The 22906-nt window shown below is 70.8% G+C and carries 15 protein-coding genes; 8 read left to right on the top strand and 7 right to left on the bottom strand.

Going from position 1 to position 22906, the window contains the following annotated elements:
• Position 1: 1 nt before the first annotated feature.
• Positions 2-2878, bottom strand: coding sequence for an FAD-binding and (Fe-S)-binding domain-containing protein (locus ACEYYH_RS18935; RefSeq protein ID WP_374975845.1), 2877 nt, complete (start codon positions 2876-2878; stop codon positions 2-4).
• 92 nt (positions 2879-2970) lie between these two features.
• Between ACEYYH_RS18935 and ACEYYH_RS18930 the strand changes: the two genes are divergently transcribed.
• Complete coding sequence (locus ACEYYH_RS18930) at positions 2971-6042, top strand: glycoside hydrolase family 2 TIM barrel-domain containing protein (RefSeq protein ID WP_374975844.1); 3072 nt, start codon at positions 2971-2973, stop codon at positions 6040-6042.
• A 227-nt stretch (positions 6043-6269) separates the two neighbouring features.
• Here the strand turns inward: ACEYYH_RS18930 and ACEYYH_RS18925 are convergent, their stop codons facing one another.
• Genes ACEYYH_RS18925 through ACEYYH_RS18910 form a run of 4 tightly spaced genes read right to left on the bottom strand, consistent with a single transcriptional unit; the run spans position 6270 to position 11266 of the window.
• Positions 6270-6722: an NUDIX domain-containing protein gene (locus ACEYYH_RS18925; RefSeq protein ID WP_374975843.1), complete on the bottom strand. Its 453-nt coding sequence runs from the start codon at positions 6720-6722 to the stop codon at positions 6270-6272.
• Between the two features lie 17 nt (positions 6723-6739).
• Entirely contained in the window at positions 6740-8005 is a 1266-nt protein-coding gene (locus tag ACEYYH_RS18920; RefSeq protein ID WP_374975842.1) for a four-carbon acid sugar kinase family protein, read from the bottom strand.
• Entirely contained in the window at positions 7998-9269 is a 1272-nt protein-coding gene (locus ACEYYH_RS18915) for a RuBisCO large subunit C-terminal-like domain-containing protein (protein WP_374975841.1), read from the bottom strand. Before ACEYYH_RS18915 ends, ACEYYH_RS18920 begins: the two co-directional genes overlap by 8 nt.
• 5 nt (positions 9270-9274) lie before the next feature.
• Positions 9275-11266, bottom strand: coding sequence for a glycoside hydrolase family 127 protein (locus tag ACEYYH_RS18910; protein ID WP_374975840.1), 1992 nt, complete (start codon positions 11264-11266; stop codon positions 9275-9277).
• A gap of 243 nt (positions 11267-11509) precedes the next feature.
• Between ACEYYH_RS18910 and ACEYYH_RS18905 the strand changes: the two genes are divergently transcribed.
• The 4 genes from ACEYYH_RS18905 to ACEYYH_RS18890 all read left to right on the top strand — a co-directional run bounded on the left by ACEYYH_RS18905 (position 11510) and on the right by ACEYYH_RS18890 (position 15405).
• The gene (locus tag ACEYYH_RS18905) at positions 11510-12853 is read left to right on the top strand and encodes an ABC transporter substrate-binding protein (protein WP_374975839.1); all 1344 of its coding nucleotides are present in this window, start codon (positions 11510-11512) and stop codon (positions 12851-12853) included.
• 68 nt (positions 12854-12921) lie between these two features.
• Positions 12922-13803: a carbohydrate ABC transporter permease gene (locus ACEYYH_RS18900; protein ID WP_374975838.1), complete on the top strand. Its 882-nt coding sequence runs from the start codon at positions 12922-12924 to the stop codon at positions 13801-13803.
• A gap of 1 nt (position 13804) precedes the next feature.
• On the top strand, positions 13805-14722 hold the full coding sequence (locus ACEYYH_RS18895) for a carbohydrate ABC transporter permease (protein WP_374975837.1): 918 nt from the start codon (positions 13805-13807) through the stop codon (positions 14720-14722).
• A gap of 20 nt (positions 14723-14742) precedes the next feature.
• Entirely contained in the window at positions 14743-15405 is a 663-nt protein-coding gene (locus ACEYYH_RS18890) for an aspartate/glutamate racemase family protein (RefSeq protein ID WP_374975836.1), read from the top strand.
• Between the two features lie 15 nt (positions 15406-15420).
• Here the strand turns inward: ACEYYH_RS18890 and ACEYYH_RS18885 are convergent, their stop codons facing one another.
• Both ACEYYH_RS18885 and ACEYYH_RS18880 read right to left on the bottom strand, forming a co-directional pair.
• A complete protein-coding gene (locus ACEYYH_RS18885) occupies positions 15421-16398 on the bottom strand; it encodes a sugar-binding transcriptional regulator (RefSeq protein WP_374975835.1) in 978 nt (325 codons plus the stop codon).
• Between the two features lie 175 nt (positions 16399-16573).
• The gene (locus ACEYYH_RS18880; protein ID WP_374975834.1) at positions 16574-19186 is read right to left on the bottom strand and encodes a family 78 glycoside hydrolase catalytic domain; all 2613 of its coding nucleotides are present in this window, start codon (positions 19184-19186) and stop codon (positions 16574-16576) included.
• A 213-nt stretch (positions 19187-19399) separates the two neighbouring features.
• Between ACEYYH_RS18880 and ACEYYH_RS18875 the strand changes: the two genes are divergently transcribed.
• From ACEYYH_RS18875 to ACEYYH_RS18865, 3 genes are read left to right on the top strand one after another with little or no spacing between them, the layout of a single operon-like run.
• Positions 19400-20230 (top strand): NAD-dependent epimerase/dehydratase family protein, encoded by an 831-nt coding sequence (locus tag ACEYYH_RS18875; RefSeq protein WP_374975833.1) that lies wholly within the window; start codon positions 19400-19402, stop codon positions 20228-20230.
• A gap of 1 nt (position 20231) precedes the next feature.
• Positions 20232-21257, top strand: coding sequence for a LacI family DNA-binding transcriptional regulator (locus tag ACEYYH_RS18870; RefSeq protein ID WP_374975832.1), 1026 nt, complete (start codon positions 20232-20234; stop codon positions 21255-21257).
• A gap of 43 nt (positions 21258-21300) precedes the next feature.
• Positions 21301-22827, top strand: coding sequence for a DUF4038 domain-containing protein (locus ACEYYH_RS18865; protein WP_374975831.1), 1527 nt, complete (start codon positions 21301-21303; stop codon positions 22825-22827).
• The last annotated feature ends 79 nt before the right edge of the window (positions 22828-22906 follow it).

Genomic DNA, 22906 nt, shown 5'->3' with positions numbered 1-22906 from the left:
GCTACGCCGGATGCGCCGGCGCCGGCGCCGGCGCCGGCCGGGTGGCTTCCTCGAGCAGCTCGAGCACGTGGCGGTAGGCCGCGCCGGTGGCCCGGGTCATGCCCAGCTCGCAGGTGCGGTTGCACGACGCGTGCGCATCGGCGGCCAGAGCCTGCACCTCGGCGGCCTCGGCGGCGGTCGCGGATGCGGTGAGCTCGGGATGCAGCATCCCCCGGTCTCCGGCGAAGCCGCAGCACGACCACGCGTCTGGCACCACCACCTCAGAAGCGACGGCTGCGGCCACCCGGCGCAGGGCGGGGTCCAGACCGAGCTGGGTCGACGAGCACGTCGGATGCAGCACCAGCGAGCCGACGAGCGGTGCCACCTCGCCGAGGCGGGGGAGCAGCACGCGCTCGGCGAAGGCGACGGCGTCTTCGACGCGGGCGTCTACGCCGGCATCGGCGAGCAGGTGGATCAAGCCCTCGGTGCAGCTCGAGGCATCCGTCACGATCGTGAGCTCTCCGCCGCGCGACGCGTCCGTGATCGACGCGGCCACCCGGCGGGCCATGACCTCGCGCCCGCCCGCGTGCCCCTTCGAGGTCCAGGGGGTGCTGCAGCACAGCGTGTCGACGCCGTCCGGCACCGCGAGCCGGACGCCCGCGCGCTCGGCAAGCCGGCGGAACGCCTCGGTCACCCCGACCCCGTCGCCCGCGGGGCCGAACATCGCGTTGACGCAGGCAGGGAGGAAGACCGCGACCGGCGCTCCATCGCTCGTGCCGACGCTCGAACCGAGACGCGAGCGCGCGCCTCCGCCGCGGGGGAGATCGCCCGAATAGCGCGGCACGGTGTCGGTGCCGAGCACGGCGCGGCCGACGTCGGTTGCGGCGGTGACGACGGGCGCCGGGAGTCGATCGGCCACGGTGAGGCCGATGCTCGCGGCACGGGTCGCCCCTCCCCACGCGTGCGCGGCGCCCTTCCATGCCACGTTCGCCGCCGAGCCGGCGTCTTCACGGCGCAGGCGCTTCACGAGGCTGCCGGTGTTGATCAGCACCGGGCACGCGGTCTGGCACATGCCGTCGACGGCGCACGTGTCGACGCCCGCGTAGTCGTAGTCGCGTTCCAGCTCGCGCACGAGCGCGTGATCGCCGGATGCCTCGGCCCGGGCGATCGCGCGCCGCGTCACGATCCGCTGGCGCGGCGTGAGGGTGAGGTCGCGGCTTGGGCACACGGGCTCGCAATAGCCGCATTCGACGCAGCGATCGGCCTCGGCCTCGATCGGATCGGCGAGCTTGATGTGGCGCAGGTGCGCCTCGGGGTCGTCGTCGATGATGACGCCCGGGTTGAGGATGCCCGCCGGATCGCACCGTTGTTTGAGCTCGCGCATGACGTCGTAGAGCTCGTCGCCGTACTGCCGCCGCACATAGGGCGCCATGACGCGGCCCGTGCCGTGCTCGGCCTTGAGGTTGCCGCCGGCGCCGAGCACGAGCTCCACCATGTCCTCCGTGAACGCGCGATAGCGGGCGAGCTGGTCGGCCGACTCGAAGCGGTCCGTCAGCATGAAGTGGATGTTGCCGTCCTTCGCGTGCCCGAAGATCACGCTGTCGTCGTAGGCGTACTGCTCGAACAGCGCCTGCAGTGTCGCGCACGTCGGCGCGAGGCGGTCGACCGGCACGACGACGTCTTCGAGCAGCGCCGTGGTTCCGCTGGGGCGGGCGCCCGCGACCGAGGCGTAGAGGCCCTTGCGCAGCTTCCACGCGGCGGCGCGCGCCACCGGATCGGACGAGAAGGATGCTGCGGCCTCAAGCGGCTGCACCGCGAGCGTCTGCGCGCCCCGCGCGACGAGGTCCGCGAGCTCGTCGTCGTCGTGCGCGTGGAACTCGATGAGGAGCGCCGCCTGGTCGCGCACCGTGAGCCCCGTGATCTCGCGCGGAGCTCCGGCGAGCGACTGCCCGACCCGGAGCGACGTCGCATCCATGAGCTCGAGGGTCGCGGCCCCCGTCGCGACGAGCTCGGGGAGGGCGCGCGTCGCGGCCGCGAGATCGGGGAAGACCGTCAGCGCCGCCGCCATGCGCGGCAGGATCGGCACCGTGCGGTAGGTCGCCTCCGCGACGAACGCGAGCGTCCCCTCGCTGCCCACGACGAGGTGCGCGAGCAGCTGCGCGGGGGTGTCGAAGTCGAGGAATGCGTTGATCGCGTACCCCATCGTGTTCTTCATCGCGAACTGCCGGCGGATGATCTCGACCGACCGCGGGTTCGAGACCACGCGTTCGCGCAGCTGCATCAGGCCGTCGACCAGAGCGGGCTCGGCCGCGCGGAGCGCCGCATCGGCATCGGGCGCGCCCGAGTCGACGACCGTGCCCGACGGCAGGACGAACACGAGTGACTCGAGCGTCTGGTAGGTGTTCTCGGTGATGCCGCAGGCCATGCCGCTGGAGTTGTTGTTGACCACCCCGCCGATCGTGCAGGCGAGTTCGCTCGCCGGATCGGGGCCGAGCCGGTAGCCGTGGCGCGCGAGGCGTGCATTGACCTGCCGCACCGTTGCGCCCGGCTGCACGCGCACGCGGCGCCCGTCGTCGAGCACGTCGATGCGACGGAACCGCTGTCGCACGTCGACGAGGAGTCCGTCGGTCGACGCCTGGCCCGAGAGGCTCGTGCCGCCCGAGCGGAACGTGAGCCGCGACCCGCTGCGCCCGGCTTCGCGCATCACGCGGCCGACCTCGCCCGCGTCGGCGGCGACGAGCACCGCCTCGGGCGTGAGCAGGAAGTGCGAGGCGTCGCTCGCGTACGCGACGCGGTCGATGGCGCGGGACTTGAGGCGCGATGCCTCGCCGACGGCGCGCGCAACACCGTCCGCAACGGCGGCGGCGGGCAGGGTCGCGGGGGCGGCGCTTCTTGCCATGGGAACTCCTCGCTGAGCTAGACTGCAATCACATTCAAGAGAGAATGGATATGCAAGCTCCTATGGATATGCAGACTAGCGGATCGTCCACCGTGATCTCCACTGAGCCCGTCCTCTCCCGCGATGACGTCGAGCGGTATTGGGAGAGCACCGCTCCGGGAGCGGGACGACGGATGCCGCGGGCCGACGCCGTCAGCGATGCCCCGACGGTCGACCTCAACGGGGTGTGGCGCTTCGGGCTCTCGCCGACGGCTGCGGGCACGGGGTCGGCATGGATCGCCGACGACTTCGACGACGCGGGGTGGGACGCGATGCCGGTGCCGTCGCACTGGGTGCTCGAGGAGTTCACGCCGCTCGCAGGCGGCTCTGCGCGCCGCATGCTCGGCACCGACGAGGGGCCGCTCTATACGAACACGGCCTATCCGATCCCGCTCGATCCGCCTCGCGTCTCGACCGAGAACCCGACCGGCGACCACCGGCTCGTCTTCGACGTCCCCGAGGCCTTCGGCCCGGCGGTGCTGCGCTTCGAGGGCGTCGACTCGTGCGCGAAGGTCTGGCTGAACGGCGAGGAGCTCGGCTGGTCGACCGGCAGCCGCCTGCCGTTCGAGTTCGACGCACCGCTGCGGTCCGGACGCAACGTGCTGTGCGTGCGCGTGCACCGCTGGTCGGCGGGCACGTACCTCGAGGACCAGGACATGTGGTGGCTCCCGGGCATCTTCCGCGACGTGCGGCTGCTCGCGCGCCCGGCGGGTGCCATCGACGACCACTTCGTGCACGCCGACTACGACGCTGCGACGGGCCTCGGCACGCTGCGGGTGGATGCCTCGACCGAGGCCGTCGTCGAGATGCCCGAGCTGGGCATCCGTGTCCCGGTCGGCGAGACCGTGACGATCCCCGTCGAGCCGTGGAGCGCGGAGCGGCCGCGGCTGTATCGCGGCACCCTTCGCTCGAGCGGCGAGACGATCGAGCTCGCCGTCGGGTTCCGGCACGTGGAGATCGTCGAGGGCGTCTTCACGGTGAACGGGCGGCCCGTCACGTTCCGCGGCGTCAATCGCCACGAGCACCACCCCGACACAGGACGTGCGCTCGACCGCGACACGATGATCCGGGACATCGTGATGATGAAGCGCGCGAACATCGACGCCGTGCGTACCAGCCACTATCCGCCTCATCCGGAGTTCCTGCGCCTGTGCGACGAGTACGGGCTGTGGGTGATCGTCGAGACCGACCTCGAGACCCATGGCTTCATCTACGAGGGCTGGGTGCACAACCCGCCCGCGCTGCCGGAGTGGCGCGATGCCGTGATGGACCGCCTCGTGCGCACCGTCGAGCCGCACAAGAACCACCCGAGCATCGTCGTGTGGTCGCTCGCCAACGAGAGCATGACCGGCGACGGCTTCGCCGAGATGCGCCGCTGGCTCGACGAACGCGATCCATCCCGCGCCGTGATCTATGAGCGCGACCCGAGCTACCGGGACTCCGACTTCTACTCGCTCATGTACCCGTCGCTCGAGCTGCTCGACCAGATCGGCCGTCGCGAGGAGCCCCGCGGCGGGCGGCTGAGCATGCACGGCATGGTCTTCAACGAATCCGGTGGCGTCGCGCCGCTGCCGGAGGGCGTCACCGAGGCCGACGAGGAGCGCCGGCGCGCCCTCCCCTTCCTCCTCGTCGAGTACGCCCACGCGCAGGGCAACGGCCCCGGATCCCTGCAGGACTACTGGCGCATCATCCGCGCCCATGACCGCCTCTGCGGCGCGTTCGTGTGGGAGTGGATCGACCACGGGCTGAACGCCGTGACCGACGACGGGGTGCCGTTCGTCATGCACGGCGACGACGTCGACTACGAGCCGCGCGGCGGCCGGTTCGGCCTCCACGGGCTGGTGTTCAGCGACCGCACGCCCACCCCTGGCCTCGTCGAACTGGCGAAGGCGCACGAGACCATCGGGATCACCGTGGGCGACAACACCGTGCGCATCGTGAACAACCGCCACAGCGCCGACACGGCCGACCTCGCATTCCGGTGGTCGGTCGAGGCCGACGGCGAGGTCGCCGCGAGCGGACTGCTGTCCGTTCCCGCCCTCGCGCCGGGGGAATCGGCGGAGGTCTCGATTCCGGATGCTGCCGCCACCGCGCTCGCGTCGGGCGCCCGCGACACCGTGCTCACGGTCGAGGCGGCGCTCGCCGCAGACGAGATCTGGGCGCCGGCGGGGCACGTCGTGGCGTGGGGGCAGCGGGTGGGCGCGGTGCGCGGCGCCGAGAAACCACATGCCGCCCGAGACACCGCGCCTCGCGCGGTTTCCTTGCGCGGTGACGGTTTCTCGCGCTCGGACGTCGGGATCGTGGTGGGGCCGGCCGCGTTCGACAAGGCGACCGGCCGCCTGCTGCGTCTCGGACAGCTCGAGCTCGACGGTCCGGTGCTCGACCTGTACCGCGCGCCTACCGAGAACGACCACGGCCAGGGCGAGACCAACAACATCGCCGGGGTGTGGCGCAAGACGATGCTGCACCGGCTGCTGCACCGTGTCGACGTGGTCGATGCGCACGACGGGCGGCTCCGGGTGAGCGGGCGCACGGCGCCGCGCACGCACCCGCACGGCGTCGCGTGGACGATGACGTGGACCGCCGACGGCGACGGACTCGTGCTCGACGTCGACGCCGACTTCGTCGGGCCGTGGATCGACACCCCGTACATGCATCGCGACATCCTCGTGCCGCGCCTCGGGCTGCTGTTCGGGCTCCCTGGCGCTGCAGAGCGGGTGACGTGGTTCGGCCGCGGTCCGGGTGAGACCTACGTCGACTCGTTCGAGGCCTCACGCGTCGGGCGCTTCGCCCAGTCGATCGACGACCTCCAGGTGCCCTACCCCGTGCCGCAGGAGAACGGCAACCACGTGCAGACGCGGTGGCTCGAGGTCGCGGGCGCCGGCATCCCGTCCCTGCGGGTCGAGGGTCGTCCCGAGTTCGACTTCACCGCGCGCCGCTGGACGTCGCACGACCTCGACCGTGCCGCCAAGCCCCACGACCTGGTCGATTCGGGTCGGGTCTGGCTCAACATTGATCACGCGCAGCAGGGTGTGGGCTCAGCATCCGTCGGTCCTGCTCTTCCGGAGAAGTACCGCATCCCGCGCGAGCGCACGACGTGGAGCGTGCGCCTAGAGGCACGCTGACCGCGCGGCCTCAACACCGGCCGCGCAAGCGGCCCCGGTCGGCGCCGTCAGCCCGCTCGGGCGTCCTCAGAAGGGCATTGAACTTCCGGTTCACACAGCTACGTGACCAGCGGAAGGTGCACGCACGCCGATCGCGGCACCGGCCTGATGCTGTGTGAACCGGAGGTTCAATGGTGTTTTCGGCAGTTGCCATCCCGGCGCGGCGCGTTCGCGCCCAGCAGGATAGTTCAGAAGCCGTGGCTGAGCAGGGTCGCTCCGGCGCCAGCTCGCAGCGCGCCGAGCGCCTCGCGCTCGTACTCGGGCATGCGGTCGGGGAGGGCGTCGAGGTCGAACCAGGCGAGCTCGGCGCACTTGCGCGGCTCGAGGATCTCGGGCTCGCCCTCCCACTCGTCGCACACGAAGAACCAGTCGACGCGCTGCTCGATGGGGTTGTCGGTGCCGTCTGTGCGCTGCATGACCGCGACCGGCGTCAGCGCCGCGGCGGCGAGCGTCAACCCGAGCTCTTCGCGGACCTCGCGGATCGCGGCGTCTACGGCGGTCTCGCCGAGCTCGACGTGTCCTGCGGCGCCGGCTGCCCAGCATCCGTCCATGTAGCCGGTGTTCTGGCGCAGCTGCAGCAGTACCGCCCCGCCGCGACGGAGGAAGACGTACGACGAAGGAACGACGGAGAAGCGGGTCACGGCGACCCAACCTACCGTCAGCCGAGCGCCGCGACGTCGGTGAAGAGGGTGTCGGCACCCACCTGCCCGCCCTTGAGCAGCAGCTCGAGACCGTCGATGGCCGGGTCGGCGGCGTGAGCACGCAGCAGCACGACGTTGCCCCACGGGTTCGCGGCGATCGAGAGCGACTCCACGCCGAGCAGGCGCGTGACGCGGCTGGAGGTGTCGCCTCCGCACACGATCACGCGCCGTGCCGCTCCGTCGCCGGCGACGGCGGAGATGACGGATGCTGCCGCCTCGGCGATCGCCTCGAGCACCGGGCGGTCGCCGGCCGAGGTCGCGTCCGCGTCGTCCGACGTGACCACGACGCCGCGTCCGGCGCGCAGCGCGGCGATCACGTCGGGTACGACGACTTCCCGCCCGGGCCCGTCGAGCGGCAGCGGCTGCACCAGCCAGCCCGCGGCGGCGGCGGCATCCGCCTGCCGGCGCGTCTGCGCCGAACGGCTGCCCGACACGACGAGCACCGGCCCGGCCGCGGGGGTCGACGCCGGGATGGCAGGACCACTGCGGGGTCTGGCGGCGGCGATCCCGTGGGAGAGACCGCCCGAGCCGATCGCGAACACCGGCGCGGGGAGCGCCGCGACAGCCTCACCGATGATGACAAGGTGCTCGTCGGTCAGGGCGTCGAGAACCAGCGCCGACTCGGCGGAGCTGCGCAGCAGCGCCTCGAGGTCGTCGAAGGCGACGAGCGGGATCGAGCCGACGGGCAGGTCCGTCTGGCGGCCGATGTGGACCGCGAGATCGGCCTCGGTCATCGGCGTCGAGGGGTGGTGCGACATCGTCGGCTGCCGGTCGAGCCGGTACACCGTGCCGCGCTCGGCGGCGAAGTGCTGGCCGAAGAGCGTGTACCGCCCGAAATCGGGCTGGGCGAACAGCATCGGCACCGGGCGCTCGCCGAACGATTCGCGCGCGAGTTCGACGACGCGCCCGAGGCTGCCCACACCCGGCGCGGAGTCGGCCGTGGAGCACGCCTTGTACTGCACGATCGCCGGCTCGAGCTCGGCGAAGGCAGCGAACACCGGCCGCAGCTCGGCGTCCATCTCGTCGGGCGCGAGCGAACGCGAGATGCCGGCCACGCCGACCACGTCCACCTCGTCCGCCGCGCGACGCAGGGCGGCAGCATCCGGAAGTCCCGTGAAGAGCCGCCCTGTCCAGCCGCGCCGCGCGAACTGCAGGAGCGCGTCGACGCTCCCGGTGAAGTCGTCGCCGTAGAAGGCGACGGCGCGGCGAACGCCTCTAGGCACGGACCGGACCGAAGAGCTCGGCGGCGCGGCGGAGGGCGGAGGAACTCTCGTACGCGTCGTCGATGGTCTCGCCGCGCGCCGCCGACGCCCACGCGTCGCGCATGCTCGCGACACCGGCCGCCGCGCCGTCGGGATGACCGTGGATGCCGCCGCCGGCGAGTACGAGCAGGTCGGTGGTGCCGACCGCGGCGTAGGTCGCGTGCGCGAGCCCGCCCCACTGGCCCGACGACAGCACGGGCAGCGTGGGGGTGAGCCCCAGCAGCGGCTCACGCACCGCGGCGATGGAGTCGAGCACCTGTTCGTCCGTCTCGTAGAACTTATTGCTGATGCCGTTCGTGTGCAGATGATCGGCGCCAGCGAGCCGGGCGAGCTTCTGCCACGCACGGAAGCCTATGCCGACCTGCTCCGAGCGTCCGAACGAGCCGAACATCGCCCGGTGTCCGTGGATCGGCACGCTGCTGTGGCTGCGGAGGAACTCGAGGCCCGGCAGGCCGATGAGGTTGATGCACGCCATCACGCACGTGCCGCCGGCCGCCACCACGAGGTCGTGGTTGGCCTCCAGCCGCCCGATGTCGTCGGTGATGTTGAACGCGTACATGGGCTTGCGGCCGGTGCGGTCGGCGTAGCGCTCGAGCACCGGCATGACCGCGGCGACCCGCTCTGCCAGCGGCGCGCTCGGCCCGTTGCCCTGCAGCTCGTCGTCCTTGATGAAGTCGATGCCCGACTCGGCGAGCTGACCGACGACCTCCGCGAGGTCGGCGGGGGACAGGCCGATGCTGGGCTTGACGATCGTGCCGATGAGGGCGCCCTCGGGGCGGCCGACCAGCCGGCGCGTGCCCTCGACGCCGAACCCCGGCCCGGGGTAGCGCTCGGCGAACGCCGGCGGCAGCTCGAGGTCGACCAGGCGGATCGCCGCCAGCTCCTTGATCTCGAAGAGGTTGCCCGCGACAGCGGCGAGGAGGTTCGGCAGCGACGGCCCGAAGTTGTCGAGCGGGAACCGCAGTCGCAGCCGCGCGCGGCGGCGCAGCGCGGGGTCGCCGACGGCTCCCGGAAGCGGCGAGGCGCCGGTGAGCGGCAGCTCGTCGATGGACTCGACTTGGGCGGCGAAGCGCGCGCGCAGGTCGTCGGACTCGCGCTCGACGCGGACGAACGTGCCGGTGGACTGCTCGCCGGCGAGCACCTCGGCGGCCTGCCGTAGGGGCAGCGAGGTCTCGATGACGTACGTCGCGACGACATGCTGCGACGTGACGGGTGAAGAAGTCATACGCGTCACCAGACCAGCGGGAGCCAGACCGACATCTCGCCGGCGCCGCGGTTGCCCCACGCGAAGTAGGGGATCAGTCGCACGGGTGCCGTCGTGAGTGCCGTATCGGCGAGGTCGTCGTACAGCGCGTCTTCGTCGGAGCCGGGGAGCACGACCGCCTCCGTGTCGAGGGCGATCACGCGGTAGCCGGCGACCTCGGCCTCGACCGGCGTCAACGCCGTGCCGCGCCGCAGCGCGACCTGCTCGAGGACGACGCCCTCGGAAAGATCGGCGCTCTCGACGCAGTACACCACCGGTCCGCGGCGCACCGCGACCTGGTTGGTTGCCTCCTCCGCGAGTCGGTGGGCGCGCAGCACGCGAACAGGCATGGGCAGCGTCAGCTCGACGACGTCGCCCACTTGCCACTCGCGCTCTATGCGCGTATACGTGCCGGGCTCTGTCACCGGCGCCGCGGCCCCGTTCACGGTGAGCGTCGCGCCCGACGACCAGCCGGGAATACGCAGGTGGAGCGGGATGCCGCCGGCGGCAGCATCCGTCACGGTGAACCTGATCTGCTCGCTCCAGGGGTAGTCGCCGTCTTCGCGCAGGGCGAGACGGCGCCCGTCGTCGGTCGTCACGTCGAGCGTGCTGCCGCCGTACAGGTGGACGAACAGGCCCTCCTCGCCGATCGACGCCGCGCGCTCGTGGAACCGCGCGAGCGTGCGCGCGATGTTCGGCGGGCAGCAGAAGCAGCTGAGGTACGACTCGCGGAGGCGCTCGTCCGACGGCGGGGGCACCGGCACCGGGTGGATCGCGGTGTCACCCGGGCGCCGGAGCGGATAGGGCAGGTCGCGCACCTGGCGCAGCGCGTTCGTGTAGAAGTACTCCGAGCCGGCGAGGCTGATACTCGACAGGAGGCTGTTGAAGGCCACCTGCTCGATGACGTCGGCGTAGGTCGCGTCGCCTGTGAGCGCCAGCATCCGCTCGCCCCAGAGGATCAGGCCGATGTTCGCGCACGACTCGTTGTGAGCGGTCGTGTGCGGCAACTGGAAGGCGCGGCCGTAGGCCTGGTGCACGCGGCTGATCTGGTTCTGCCACGGTGAGCCGTCGGGGGAGGCCCCGTCGTAGAGGGCTCCGGCGCCACCGGTGATGTACAGCTTCGTGTCGACGACGTCGCGCCACAGGTTCTCGAGCACCGCCTCGAGTTCCTCATCACCGGTCTCGGCGACGAGGTCGGCGAGACCCGCATACAGGTAGTTGGCCCGCACGGCGTGCCCGGCGACGACCGTCTGCTCGCGGACGGGGACGCGGTCCTGGTTGTCGTCGCCGCCTTCGAAGTCGTCGCGGACGCGGATGAACGCCTCCGACAGGCGCAGGTACTGTTCGTCGCCGGTCGCGCGGTAGAGGTCGATGACCGCCATGTAGTGGGACGGGCAGATGGCGCTGCGCGCGAGCTCGAGCGGCTTGTTGGTCGCGAGGTCCTCGAGGAAGGCGGCGGCCTTGCGCGCGGCGTCGAGCAGAGTGGTCGACCCGGTCACCTCGTAGTGGCGGACGCCGGCGGTGATGAGGTGGCCGAGGTTGTAGGTCTCGAAGTTGAAACGGTCGGCGAGGGCGATGGCGTCCTCGTGGTTGCGCGTCGAGATGATGGTCGGCGTGTGGAGGTAGCCGTCTTCGCGCTGCACCGAGGCGATGAGCCGTGCGATCTCTTCGATCCGGGCGGCGAGCTCGGGGTCGGGGTCCGTCTCGAGACGGGCGATGGCCGCCTCGAGCCACTTGTAGAAGTCGCCGTCCATGAAGGGCGGGCCGGCGTGCGAGCCCTCCTCGAGGCCGGCCGCGATGCGGAAGTTCGCGAGCCCGGCGCTGACGGCCGGATCGCTCAGGGAGGACCAGATCTGCGGGATGGTGACATCGCGCGTGCGTTCGTGGACATCGCCCCAGAAGCCGCTCGCCCAGCGCGCGCTGTCGGCGCCGAGGGGTCGCAGCCGGGCGTGGGCCCTGGTCGCGGTGGTCGCGGTCATCGTTGTTCCTTCCGAGTGGCGTTCAGTCTCGTGCTCGTCGCAGCGTCGCGGCAAGGCGGGGCTGATGCGGGTCAGACTAGGCAGTGATGAAAGTTCTCGCAACGCTGCATGGAAATGCAGTCTAGCGCCTGAATCGTCTCAAAGTGAATAGAATTTCAGTACTGACTGTTGACACACATCGAAATCGTCCCTACTGTCGTGGTCGTACCTTTCACCCGCATGGTCGTCGTCAAGGAGGACGCTATGAACACCCGCAGCAACCGCCGCCGCATCGCGGCGCTGGGAATCGCACTCGCCGCGGTGCTGCCGCTGGCCGCCTGTGCCGGTAGCGGCACCCCCGACACCGGATCGTCCGAGGGAGGCGGCGCCGGTGCCGGCGGGACCGATCCCGAAGCATTCAGCGTCATGACGGCGAATGAGAACCCCGTGCTCGAGGAGCAGCTCACCGCGCTCTCGGAGGGTGCCTGCGAGGCCGAGAACGAGGCGCTTCCGCTGGAGCACCAGAAGGTCGCGCAGGCCGACACCGTCCAGAAGGTGACGCTGCTCGCCAGCCAGGGGGCGCTGCCGACCCACACGATCGCCGGCACAGCGCTCATCCGCCCGGACGGCGACCTCAACGCGGCGGGCCTGGTCGGCGACCTGAAGGCCGCGCTGGAGGGCTCCGGCGCGTGGGACAACGTCCTTCCGGCCGCCGCGTCGACCGTCGAGCAGGTGTACGGCGGCATGTACTCGATGCCGTACCAGTACAACATCGAGGGGATCTTCTACAACAAGGAGATCTTCGCCGACAACGGCCTCGAAGAGCCGCAGACGTGGGACGATCTTCTCGACGCTGCCGACACCCTGGCGGAAGCGGGCGTCGTGCCCATGACCGAGGCCGGCGCCAACGGCTGGCCGCTCACGCGCATCATGGGCATGTACATCTTCCGCAACGTCGGTCCCGACGCGATGGCCGCGGTGCGCGACGGTGACGCGAAGCTCACCGAGCCCGAGTACGTCGCCGGCGCGCAGGCGCTCGCGGACTTCGCCGAGGCCGGCTACTTCGGCGAGGGCTTCTCGACGCGCGACGGTGACACGTCGTCGAACATGTTCCTCACCGGCCAGGCCGCGATGACGTACGACGGCTCGTGGCTGCTCAGCGCCATCAACGACCCGGAGCGCAACCAGATCGGCGGCGAGAACGTCGGCTTCATGCCGTTCCCCGAGGTCGAGGGCGGCAAGGGCTCGATCGACCAGTACGCCGCGAACGCGGGCGCTCCGATGATCATCAACGCCGAGCAGTTCGGCCCGAAGGTCGTCGACTGGATCAGCTGCATCGCCGAGAACTACGGCCAGCAGGCCCTGCAGGACGCCGGCGTGATCTCGGGCTTCGCGGTCAACGGCGAGGTCACCGACATCTCGGAGAACACCGCCGAGATCCAGGAGCGCATCGCGGGCATCGACGAGACCGTACTGTGGTTCGAGGCCCTCATGGATTCGAAGAGCAACTCGCTCGCCTCGACGAACGCGACGCTGCTGACGACCGGCCAGATGACCGCCGAGGAGTACATGACCCAGCTCCAGGCGAGCATCGACGCCAACGGCTGAGACCCCGTACCGGCTCCCCGGGCGCTCGCCCGGGGAGCCGGCTCTTCGAGAGAGAAAGCAGTTCGCAGATGAACTCGATCTTCGGAGATCGGAAGACGATCTTCATCCTGCTGGCACCGGCTCTGGTGCTGTACACCCTGCTGAAGGTGGTGCCGGTCGGCTGGTCCCTCGGTCTCTCCTTCTTCGAGGGCAACTCGCTCCGCGGGTTCGACTGGGTGGGGCTCCAGAACTTCGCCACCTTCTTCACCGACCCGAACGCGCTCCAGTCGATGTGGGTCAGTGTGTTCTTCGCGGTCGTCGCCACGATCGGGCAGGTCGCCCTCGGCTACGGTCTCGCTCTCCTGTACGTCTTCGTCCTGCGCAAGGGCTCGACGCTCGTGCGGACGTTCGTCTTCTTCCCGACCGTGCTCCCGACCGTCGCCGTGGCGCTGCTGTTCCGCAGCTTCGTCGCCGTCGGCGACAACCAGGGCCCGGTGAACGACATCATCAACTTCTTCGGCGGCGAGAGCGTCGAGGTGCTCGCCTCCACCGTGGGCACCATGACCCTGGCGATCCTCATGACGCTGTGGAGCTCGATGGGCTTCTACGCCGTGCTCCTCTACGCGGGGCTGCTCGACATCCCCGAAGAGGTGATCGAATCCGCCCGCCTGGACGGCGCCAACGGACTGAAGCTCGTCCGCCACATCGTGGTGCCGCTGTCGCTGCCGATCCTGCTGTCGTCGATCATCTTCAGCCTCAACGCGACGCTCAAGGTCTTCGACAGCCTGCTCGCCTTGAACGGCGGCGGACCCGGCACGTCCACCGCGCCGATGACCCTGTATATGTATCGCACCGCGTTCGAGTACGCCGAATACGGCTACGGCTCGACGATCGCCGTCCTCCTCACCGCGCTCTGCCTGGTGTTCACCCTGGCGATCTTCCGCTCGTCGCGCCGCAAGGCGGAGGTCTGACATGACTCTGACGCACACCGAGAAGCCCGCCTACACCGTGGCAACCCCGACGGTGCGGCGGCCCGGACCGGGCCGCGCCAAGCGCACCGCCGTGAAGGCGCTCCGCCGCCTGCCCGTCTGGATCCTCGTCGCGGTCCTGATGGTCGTGGTGCTGTACCCGCAGGTGTGGATGGTGCTCGGCTCGTTCAAGACCCAGTCCGAGTTCCTCTCGAACCCCGCGCTGTCACTTCCCGAGACGTGGAACTTCGACAACTACGTCACCGCCCTCACCAACGGCAACGTCGCACGCAATTGGCTCAACAGCGTGCTGGTGACGATCCCGTCGGTGATCTTCATCGTCTTCATCGGCGTCGCCGCCGGCTACGCGCTCGAGGTGATGATCTGGAAGGGCCGCAACGGCGTTCTGCTGTACATCCTCGCGGGCATCATGGTGCCCGGTCAGATGATCCTCGTCCCGCTGTTCATCACGTACTTCCGCATCGGCATCACCGACACGCTGTGGCCGCTCATCATCACGTACACCGTCATGGGGCTCCCGCTGACGACCTTCCTCATGGCGACGTACTTCCGGTCGGTGCCGCGAGAGATCTTCGAGGCCGCGACCGTCGACGGCTCGGGTCCGCTGCGCTCGTTCTTCGTGATCGGCGTCCCGATGATGAAGAACGCCATTCTCACGATCGGCCTGGTGCAGTTCTTCAGCGTGTGGAACGACCTGCTCATCGCGCTGACGTTCACCACTCGGCCCGAGCTCGCGACCATCCAGGTGGGTCTGCTGAGCCTCAGCGACGAGTACGGCTCCACGCAGTACGGCCCGCTCTTCGCGGCCGTCAGCATCAACATCGTCGTGCTGCTGATCCTCTTCCTCACGCTCAACAAGAAGATCATGGCCGGTATGTCCGGCGGCGCCCTCAAGGGCTGAGAAGCTGAGAGGCTGGTCCCGTGACCCCGACCCCACCGCGCATCGCATTCCTGCACACCGGAGCCGTCAACATCGCGCCGTTCGGCGCGCTGGCTGCGGAGTTCCTCCCGGGCGCGACCGTCGTGAACTATCTCGACGACCGTATCGTCGCCGACCTCGGCGATGAGGCGCGCGCGGACTCGGTGCCCGAGCGCATCGACGACCTCGTGCGCGCAGCGGCGGCGGGGGGAGCGGATGCCGTGATGTTCACGTGCTCGTCGATCTCCGAGCTCGCCGCGCCCGCCGCCGCGGCGGCAGGTGTGCCGGTCCTCCGTGTGGATGAAGCGATGGCGGATGCTGCGGTGCGCACAGGACGCCGCATCCGTGTGCTTGCGACCCTGCCGACGACGTGCCGCCCGACCCTGGGCCTGCTCCAGGAGCGCGCGGCCCTCGCCGGCGTCGAGCCGGAGTTCACGAGCGAGGTCATCGAGGGCGCGTTCGCTGCTGTGGCAGGCGGTGACCGCGCGGCCCACGACCGTCTCGTCGCCGCCGCCATCGAGCGCGGCGCCGCCGAGGCCGACGTCATCGTGCTGGCTCAGGCGTCCATGGCCTCCGCCGCCGACGCCGTATCGGTCGACGTGCCCGTGCTCACGAGCCCCCGCCTCGGCGTCGAGCGCCTCGCGGAGTCCCTCTCCGCGCGCTGAACCCGGCCGCGCCGGTCAGCGCTCGGCGAGGGCCTCGGCCGAGCGCAGGTCGGTCACGAGCGTCGTTACCCAGTCGCCGGCCAGGGCGCCGTGGATCGCCTCGAGCTTGCGCTCGCCGCCGGCGATGCCGACGCGGCGCGGGATGCGCCGCAGGTTCTCGACGGTGATCGCGATGATGCGGTCGTCGAGCGCGCCGCGCACGAGCGACCCGTCCGCGCGGAAGATGCGGTGGCAGATGTCGCCGACGGCGCCCTGGTCGAGGAGCGCCTGACGCTCCTCGGCGGCGAAGGCGTTCCCGCTTGCGGCGAGCGCGTCGGACGGCTCGATGCTGCCGATGCCCATGATCGCCATCGTGAGCTCGTTCCAGTGGCGCGCGACCTCCTGCATCGAGGGATCCTGTAACAGGCTGTCGCGGATCGCCGGGTCGCCGACGACGCCCGGAGCCTGCACGTAGACGGGCTCCGCGCCGAGCGTCCGCGCGAGTTCGCCGAGCAGCCGGTTCGAGTGGCTCTGCGCCTCGGGGGCGCCGACGCCGCCGAGCAGCTGCACGACCTCGGTCGCGCCGCGCACCGTGAAGGGGCGCATGCGGTCGACCATCGCGAGGATCGTCTGGCTCCACGACGAGACGCCGATGCGGTCGGCGCCCGAGAGGGTCGCCTCGAGGTACGCGGCCGCCCCCGCGCCGAGCGAGGCCAGCAGCTCGCTCTCGTCGGCCTCGGGATCGACGTCGACGATGACGGCCTCAGCGAGGCCGTACTTCGCTTCGAGCTGTTCTTCGAGATCGGCGTAGACGCCGGGGGCGACGGTGACGATCGTGCGCACGATGCCCACGGATTCTGCGCGCTTGAGCAGACGCGAGACCTTGGCCTGTGAGATATTGAGCGCGGCCGCGATGTCGGCCTGGCGCACACCACGCTCGTGGTACATGCGCGCGACCTTCGTGAGCAGGCGCACCTGCCCGTCCGCGGGCCGGGTGTAGGGCGTCAGGGGCACGGCGTCTCCGATCGTGGCGATCCGCAGTGTGTATTCGGATTCGCTAACGAAAGGATATTCACTCTCCGCGCAGAACGCCAGTGCCGCGGCCTGCGGATTCACACAGCGACCGGGGATTTCGGATGCTGCGGCCCGCAGCATCCGAAATCCGACACGGTCGGCGATCGAGCTCGGATCAGGCAGGGACGGCGACCCTCATCGACACGGGCACCGAACGGGTGTGCGTGCCATGAGTCAGCGTCTCCGCGTCGGCGCCCTCGAGGTCGAGGACGGCCTCGGCGCCGACGGGGACCGTCAGCTCGACGTGCAGCTGCCCGCCCTCGATGCGCCACGAGATCGCCGTCTCGCCGTACGCGGTGAGCTGGCGCGCCGAGGCCGACGTGAGCCCGCCGCCCGGGCGGGGCGCGAAGCGGATCCGCCGGTAGCCGGGGGCATCGGGGGCGAGCCCGCCGATGACGCGGTGCATCCAGTCCGCGACGGCGCCGAGCGCGTAGTGGTTGAACGAGGTCATCTGGCCCGGGTTGACGGTGCCGTCCGGCAGCAGCGAGTCCCAGCGCTCCCACACCGTCGTCGCGCCCTGCTCGACCTGGTAGAGCCAGGACGGGCACTCGCGCTCGAGCAGCAGGTCGTACGCGGCCGGCACCTGGCCGCCCGAACTCAGCGCGTCGGAGACGAGAGGCGTGCCCACGAAGCCCGTCGCGATGCGGTTGCCCGCCGCGTGCACGAGGTCGGCGAGGCGGGTGGCGGCAGCATCCCGTCGCTGCGGATCGGTGATGAGGTCGAACCGCAGGCCGAGCGCGTACGCCGTCTGCGCGTCGCTGGTCATCGTGCCGTCGTCGTTCACGTACGCCGCCTCGAAGGCCGCCACCACCTCGTCGGCGAGCGCGTCGTAGTGCGCGCGCTCGTCGGCGAGCCCGAGCACCTCCGCCATCCGAGCCACCGTGCGCGTCGACTTCGCGAAGTACGCCGTCGCGACGAGGTAGCGGTCCGTGAGCGCATCGGCGGGGTCGTCCGGCGGAGCAGCCGGGTCGAGCCAGTCGCCCAGCTGGAAGCCGGTGTCCCACAGCCGGGTCGGGCCGGCGATGCGCTCGAGCAGGTCGACCCAGCGGTGCGCGCTGTCCCACTGGGCGGCGAGCACGCCGACGTCGCCGAACCGCTCGTACAGGGTCCAGGGGAGGAGCGTCGCCACATCGCCCCACGCGGCGCCGGGGCGCATCGGCGTCCACGCCTTGTCGGCGGGGATCACCGGCACGTACCAGGGGACGGTGCCGTCGGGCAGCTGCTCGATCGCGAGGTCCTGCAGCCACCCCGAGAGCATGCCCGAGACGTCGTAGAGGGTGGAGGCCGTCGGCCCGAAGACCTGGATGTCGCCCGTCCAGCCGATCCGCTCGTCGCGCTGCGGGCAGTCGGTGGGGATGTCGACGAAGTTGCCGCGCATGCCCCACCTCACGTTCTCGTGCAGGCGGTTGAGCGCGGGGTCGGAGGATTCGAACCACCCTGTGCGCTCGAGATCCGTGTGGTAGACCCGGGCGACGAGGGCTCCGGCGGCGGCATCGGCGTCGAGGTCGCCCGGCCAGCCGGTGACCTCGACGTAGCGGAACCCGTGGAAGGTGAAGCGGGGCTCCCACTCCTCGACGTCGCGGCCGGCGAGCGTGTAGTTGTCGGTGGAGCGGGCCGCGCGGAGCGGTCGGGTGTAGATCTCGCCGTCCTGCATGACCTCGGCCGTGCGCAGGCTCACCGTGGTGCCCGCCTCGCCGGAGACGCGGATCCGCACGCGGCCGACGAGGTTCTGGCCGAAGTCGAGGATGCGCGAGCCGCTCGGCCCCGTCAGCACCGCGACCGGCTGCACCTCCTCGGTCGAGCGCACCGGGGGAGCGGTCGGCGCGACGAGCGTCGCGGGGTCGCGGTGGCGCTCCTGCACGCCCTCCCACGCCGAGTCGTCGTAGCCGGGGGTGGACCATCCGGGCAGCTCCTCGCGGGCGTCGTAGTCCTCGCCGTCGTAGATGCCGCTCGCGAGGATCGGGCTCGGCGCCGCACGCCACGAGTGGTCGGTCGCGACGATCTCGCGGGACCCGTCGGCGTAGGTGAGCTCGAGCTGGCCGAGGAACGACTGGTCGTCGCCGTAGAGGTTGCGGAAGCCGCCGCGCCAGCCGAGCCGCCCGCGGTACCAGCCGTCGCCGAGCCAGGCGCCGAGCGCGTTGGCGCCGGGGGCCACGAGGTCGGTCACGTCGTACGTGTAGTACCGCAGGCGCTTGCCGTACACGGTCCAGCCGGGGGAGAGCGTGTCGTCGCCGACGCGAGCGCCGTTGAGCTCGGCCTCGTACACGCCGTGCGCCGTCGCGTAGAGGCGGGCGCGCATGAGCCCGTCGCGCACGTCGAAGCCGCGGCGGACGAGCGAGGGCCGGCGCTGGTCCGACATGGGGTTCTCGTTTCGGAACGAGCCGACGGGCCGGGCGACCCAGTCCGAGGGCTCGAGCAATCCGGCTTCGAGGACGGTGGGGACGGATGCTGCGGACCACGCGCCGTCCGCACCACGAACGGCGACCCGCACCGAAACGATCTCGCGCGAGCGCAGGGGTTCGGCCGGCCAGGCGACGAGCACCTGCTCGCCGGAGTCGATGACGTAGGTCGTGACCTCGCCGCCGCGGTCGACCTCGACCGAGTACGACGTCTGGCGCCAGCCGGACGGGGCCGAGGCGACGCGCCACGAGAGGCGCGGCATCCGTTCCCCGATGCCGAGCGGCTCGCGATGGTGTTCGATGCGGGGTGGGTCGACGATGACGGACATCGGGTCCTTTCCTGGTTCGGCGGCGGCGCCTGGACGGCGACTTCAGGTCTCACTGCTGCTCACCTGTCACGAAGTGTCGACCCGGGCGACGTTTCGCGACGGGCGAGCAGAGATGCTCGCAGTTCGAAACGTTTCAGTTCTGGCGTGTACAGTGAGTGTCGCACGGAGATCGAAACGTTTCAAGCGGCGATCGGTAGTACACGGAGGAACGACATGCGGATCGGCGTCACCGGCAGCGGAGGCAAGCTCGGGCGGGCCACGGTGGAGCGGCTGCGCGCCGACGGCCACGAGGTGATGGGGTTCGATCTCGCGGGCGCACCGGGCGCGGGCTTCACGCGGGTCGACCTCACCGACTTCGGTCAGACCCTCGATGCCTTCCTCTCGGTCAGTGCGCGCCACGACGGGCTCGATGCTCTCGTGCATCTCGCGGCGATCCCCGTGAACGGGCTGGTGCCCGATGCCGCGACCTTCCACAACAACGTCGCGGTGTCGTTCAACGCGCTGTTCGCGGCGCACCGCGCCGGCATCCGCACGATCGTGCTGGCGTCGAGCATCACCGCGATGGGCTTCCCGTTCGACGAGGCGCCGCCGTTCCTCCCCGTCGACGAGACGTACACGAGTGCCAACAACACCTACGGCCTCGGCAAGGTGGCGGAAGAGGCGATCGCCGCGCAGCTCGTGCGATGGACGCCCGAGACGTCGATCACCGCCCTGCGCTTCACCAACGTCGTCGGGCCCGACGAGTACGCGACGTTCGAGCGGGCCGCCGAGCCGGACTACCGCCGCGACCTCGTCGGCTCGTGGGTCGACGCCCGCGACGGGGCGCTCGCGGTCGCCCTCGCACTGGGCGCCGCCGAGCCGGGGTTCGAGGTCTACAACGTCGCGGCGGCCGACTCCGGCAACGCGGAGCCCTCCCGCGAGGTCGCCGAGCGCTGGTTCCCCGGCACCCCGGTCGCCTCCGACCTCGGCGAGTTCGAGTCGCTCATGTCGACCCGCAAGATCCGCGAGCGGCTCGGCTTCGTCGCCGAGCACGACTGGCGCTGAGATGTCCCGTCCCGGCATCCGTCAGGTGGCCGCCCGCGCCGGCGTGGCGGTCGGTACGGTCTCGGCGTACCTCAACCACCCCGATCGGGTGTCGGCCGAGCGGGTACGGCGCATCGCCGAGGCGATCGACGAGCTCGGCTTCGTGCCGTCGAGCGCCGGCCGCCAGCTGCGCCTCGGCGTCTCGAGCCTCATCGGCTACCTCTCGCCCGACGTCAGCAACCCGCGTTTCAGCGAGCTCGCGCAAGAGGTCGAGTACCGCGCCGAGCGACTCGGCATGACGGTGTTCTTCGCCCACTCCCACGGCGACCGCGAGCGCGAGGACGCCTATCTCGAGGCCTTCGAGCAGCGTCAGGTGCGCGGCCTGCTCGTCTCCTCGTTCCAGCCGATCGAGGCGAGGCTCGCCGCGATGCGCGAGCGCGGCACACCCTCGGTCCTCGTGGGCCGCCGCGCGTGTGACGAGCGCCAGCCATCGGTGTCGATCGACGACGTCTCGGGCGGCCGGCAGGCGGGCGAGCACCTCATCGCGAACGGATGCCGCCGCCTCGCCTTCGTCGGCGGCCCGCTGCCCGTGCAGCAGGTGAGCGATCGCCTCGAGGGCATGCGGAACGCCGCGGTCGCAGCATCCGTCGATCCTCCGGAGGTCATCGAGGTCGCAGAGCGGTCCATCGCCGCCGGACGCGCGGTCGGTGCGGCCCTGGCGGCTCGCCCTGCGGCCCAGCGGCCGGACGGTGTGTTCGCGGCGAACGACGTGCTGGCGCTCGGCCTGCTGCAGGCGCTGGTGGCGGGCGGCGTCTCGGTTCCCGGCGACCTCGCGCTCGTCGGGTACGACGACAACGAGTTCGCCGAGGCCTCCCTCATCCCGCTCACGAGCGTGCGCGCGCGCCACGACGACTTCGGCGCGGCCGCGGTCGACCTGCTGTTCGAGGCGATCGAGCATGGGACCGGGCCACACGCCGACGGCGCCGCGGCGCAGCACGTCTACGAGCCCGAGCTGATCGTGCGCGAGAGCTCACGCCGCGCACACTGAACCCCTGCACCCCACACGGATACGACATCGAAGGAGAATCCCCGTGTCCTCAGCGCTCCGCGCTCCCCAGTCCGAGCTGTACCGCCCCGTCGAGCTGACGTTCACCGGCAGCGACGTGATCCCCGCGGACCGCACGCCCGTCACCGTGCGCGCGCGGCACGGAGCATCCGGAGCCGAGCGCGTCGTCCCCGGCTTCTGGGATGGCGGAACCGCCTACCGCGTGCGGTTCGCGCCCGACCTCGAGGGGGAGTGGTCGTGGACGAGCGAGAGCACGGATGCTGCGCTCTCGGCCTTGACGGGCGCGTTCGAGGCGGTGCGCGGCACCGACCACGGGCCGGTGCGCGTGGCGCATCGCTTCCACTTCGCGCATGCCGACGGCACGCCGTTCCGGCCAGTCGGTGCGACCGCGTACAACTGGCTCCATCAGGACGAGCCGCTGTTCTCTTCTACGGTCGACGCGGTCGCGGAGGCGGGCTTCAACAAGTTCCGCTTCATGGTGTTCCCACAGGGCGGCGGCTACATCGAGCACGTCCCGACGCTCATGCCGTTCGAGAAGACCGACGGACGATGGGACGTCACGAAGCCCGTCCCGGGGTTCTTCCAGCGACTCGACCGCGCGGTCGAGGTGCTCGGGGAGCGCGGGATCCAGGCCGACGTGCTCATCTACAACGCGTACGACCGCGGGCAGTTCGGCCTGCACGAGCTCACCGAGGAGGAAGACGCGATCTACCTCCGCTACCTCGTCGCTCGGCTCGCCGCCCACCCGCACGTGTGGTGGTCGCTGTGCAACGAGTTCGACCAGCTCGAGCGCCCGGACGACCGCTGGGATCGCACCGGCGAGCTGCTCGCCGAGATCGACCCGTACGATCACCTCCGCTCCATCCACAACTGGATCGAGCTTTACGACAACAACCAACCGTGGGTGACCCACGCCTCCATCCAGAACGGCGCGGTCACGACCGACTTCGGCCGCGCGAACCTCTACCGCGACGTCTATGGCAAGCCCGTCGTGCTCGACGAGATCAAGTACGAGGGCGACATCCCCGACCGCTGGGGCCACCTCGACGCCGAGCAGCTCGTGCACCAGTTCTGGATCGCCACGGTCGCCGGCACGTACGCCTCGCACGGCGAGAGCTTCGTCACCGAGTCGGGCAGCCTCCACATGGTCGAGGGCGGTCCGTTCCGCGGCGAGTCGCCCGCGCGGCTGGCCTTCCTGCGCACCATCCTCGAGGAGGTCGACGGAGCGGGCCTCGACCCGATCGACAAGTGGGACGACCCGGCGTATGTCGCCGGCATCCCCCGTCGCCTCTACGTGCAGTACCTCGGCGCCTCGGCGCCGGCGACGTGGGACTTCCGCCTGCCGATCGGCGTCTCCGGCGAGCGGCCGGAGGCCGGCGACCGGTTCGAGGTCGACGTCATCGACACGTGGAACATGACGGTGACACCGGTCGGCCGAACGTTCACGCTCGACGACGTTCAGCGCAACGACGCGTTCGATCGTGCGTCCGCACCGGTCGAGCTGCCCGAGGGCGAGGCGCTGGCGCTGCGCATCACGCGCGTCGGGGGCTGACCGGTGGTCGTCGCGCGGGCCGCAGCATCCGTCCTCGATGACACGGTGTTCGAGGCGGGCATCGAGGGTGACGCTCGCC

Source organism: Microbacterium trichothecenolyticum (assembly GCF_041938625.1).
GTDB classification, from domain to species: domain Bacteria; phylum Actinomycetota; class Actinomycetes; order Actinomycetales; family Microbacteriaceae; genus Microbacterium; species Microbacterium trichothecenolyticum_D.
The sequence above is the reverse complement of the archived record's forward strand: the minus strand, read 5'-3'. Positions and strand labels throughout refer to the sequence as shown.

Bases quoted from the DNA above. Each gene is read 5' to 3' on its own strand.
- ACEYYH_RS18935 (WP_374975845.1), bottom strand. From the start codon at position 2,878: ATGGCAAGAAGCGCCGCCCCCGCGACCCTGCCCGCCGCCGCCGTTGCG.
- ACEYYH_RS18915 (WP_374975841.1), bottom strand. From the start codon at position 9,269: ATGACTTCTTCACCCGTCACGTCGCAGCATGTCGTCGCGACGTACGTC.
- ACEYYH_RS18910 (WP_374975840.1), bottom strand. From the start codon at position 11,266: ATGACCGCGACCACCGCGACCAGGGCCCACGCCCGGCTGCGACCCCTC.
- ACEYYH_RS18905 (WP_374975839.1), top strand. From the start codon at position 11,510: ATGAACACCCGCAGCAACCGCCGCCGCATCGCGGCGCTGGGAATCGCA.
- ACEYYH_RS18900 (WP_374975838.1), top strand. From the start codon at position 12,922: ATGAACTCGATCTTCGGAGATCGGAAGACGATCTTCATCCTGCTGGCA.
- ACEYYH_RS18895 (WP_374975837.1), top strand. From the start codon at position 13,805: ATGACTCTGACGCACACCGAGAAGCCCGCCTACACCGTGGCAACCCCG.
- ACEYYH_RS18880 (WP_374975834.1), bottom strand. From the start codon at position 19,186: ATGTCCGTCATCGTCGACCCACCCCGCATCGAACACCATCGCGAGCCG.
- ACEYYH_RS18875 (WP_374975833.1), top strand. From the start codon at position 19,400: ATGCGGATCGGCGTCACCGGCAGCGGAGGCAAGCTCGGGCGGGCCACG.
- ACEYYH_RS18870 (WP_374975832.1), top strand. From the start codon at position 20,232: ATGTCCCGTCCCGGCATCCGTCAGGTGGCCGCCCGCGCCGGCGTGGCG.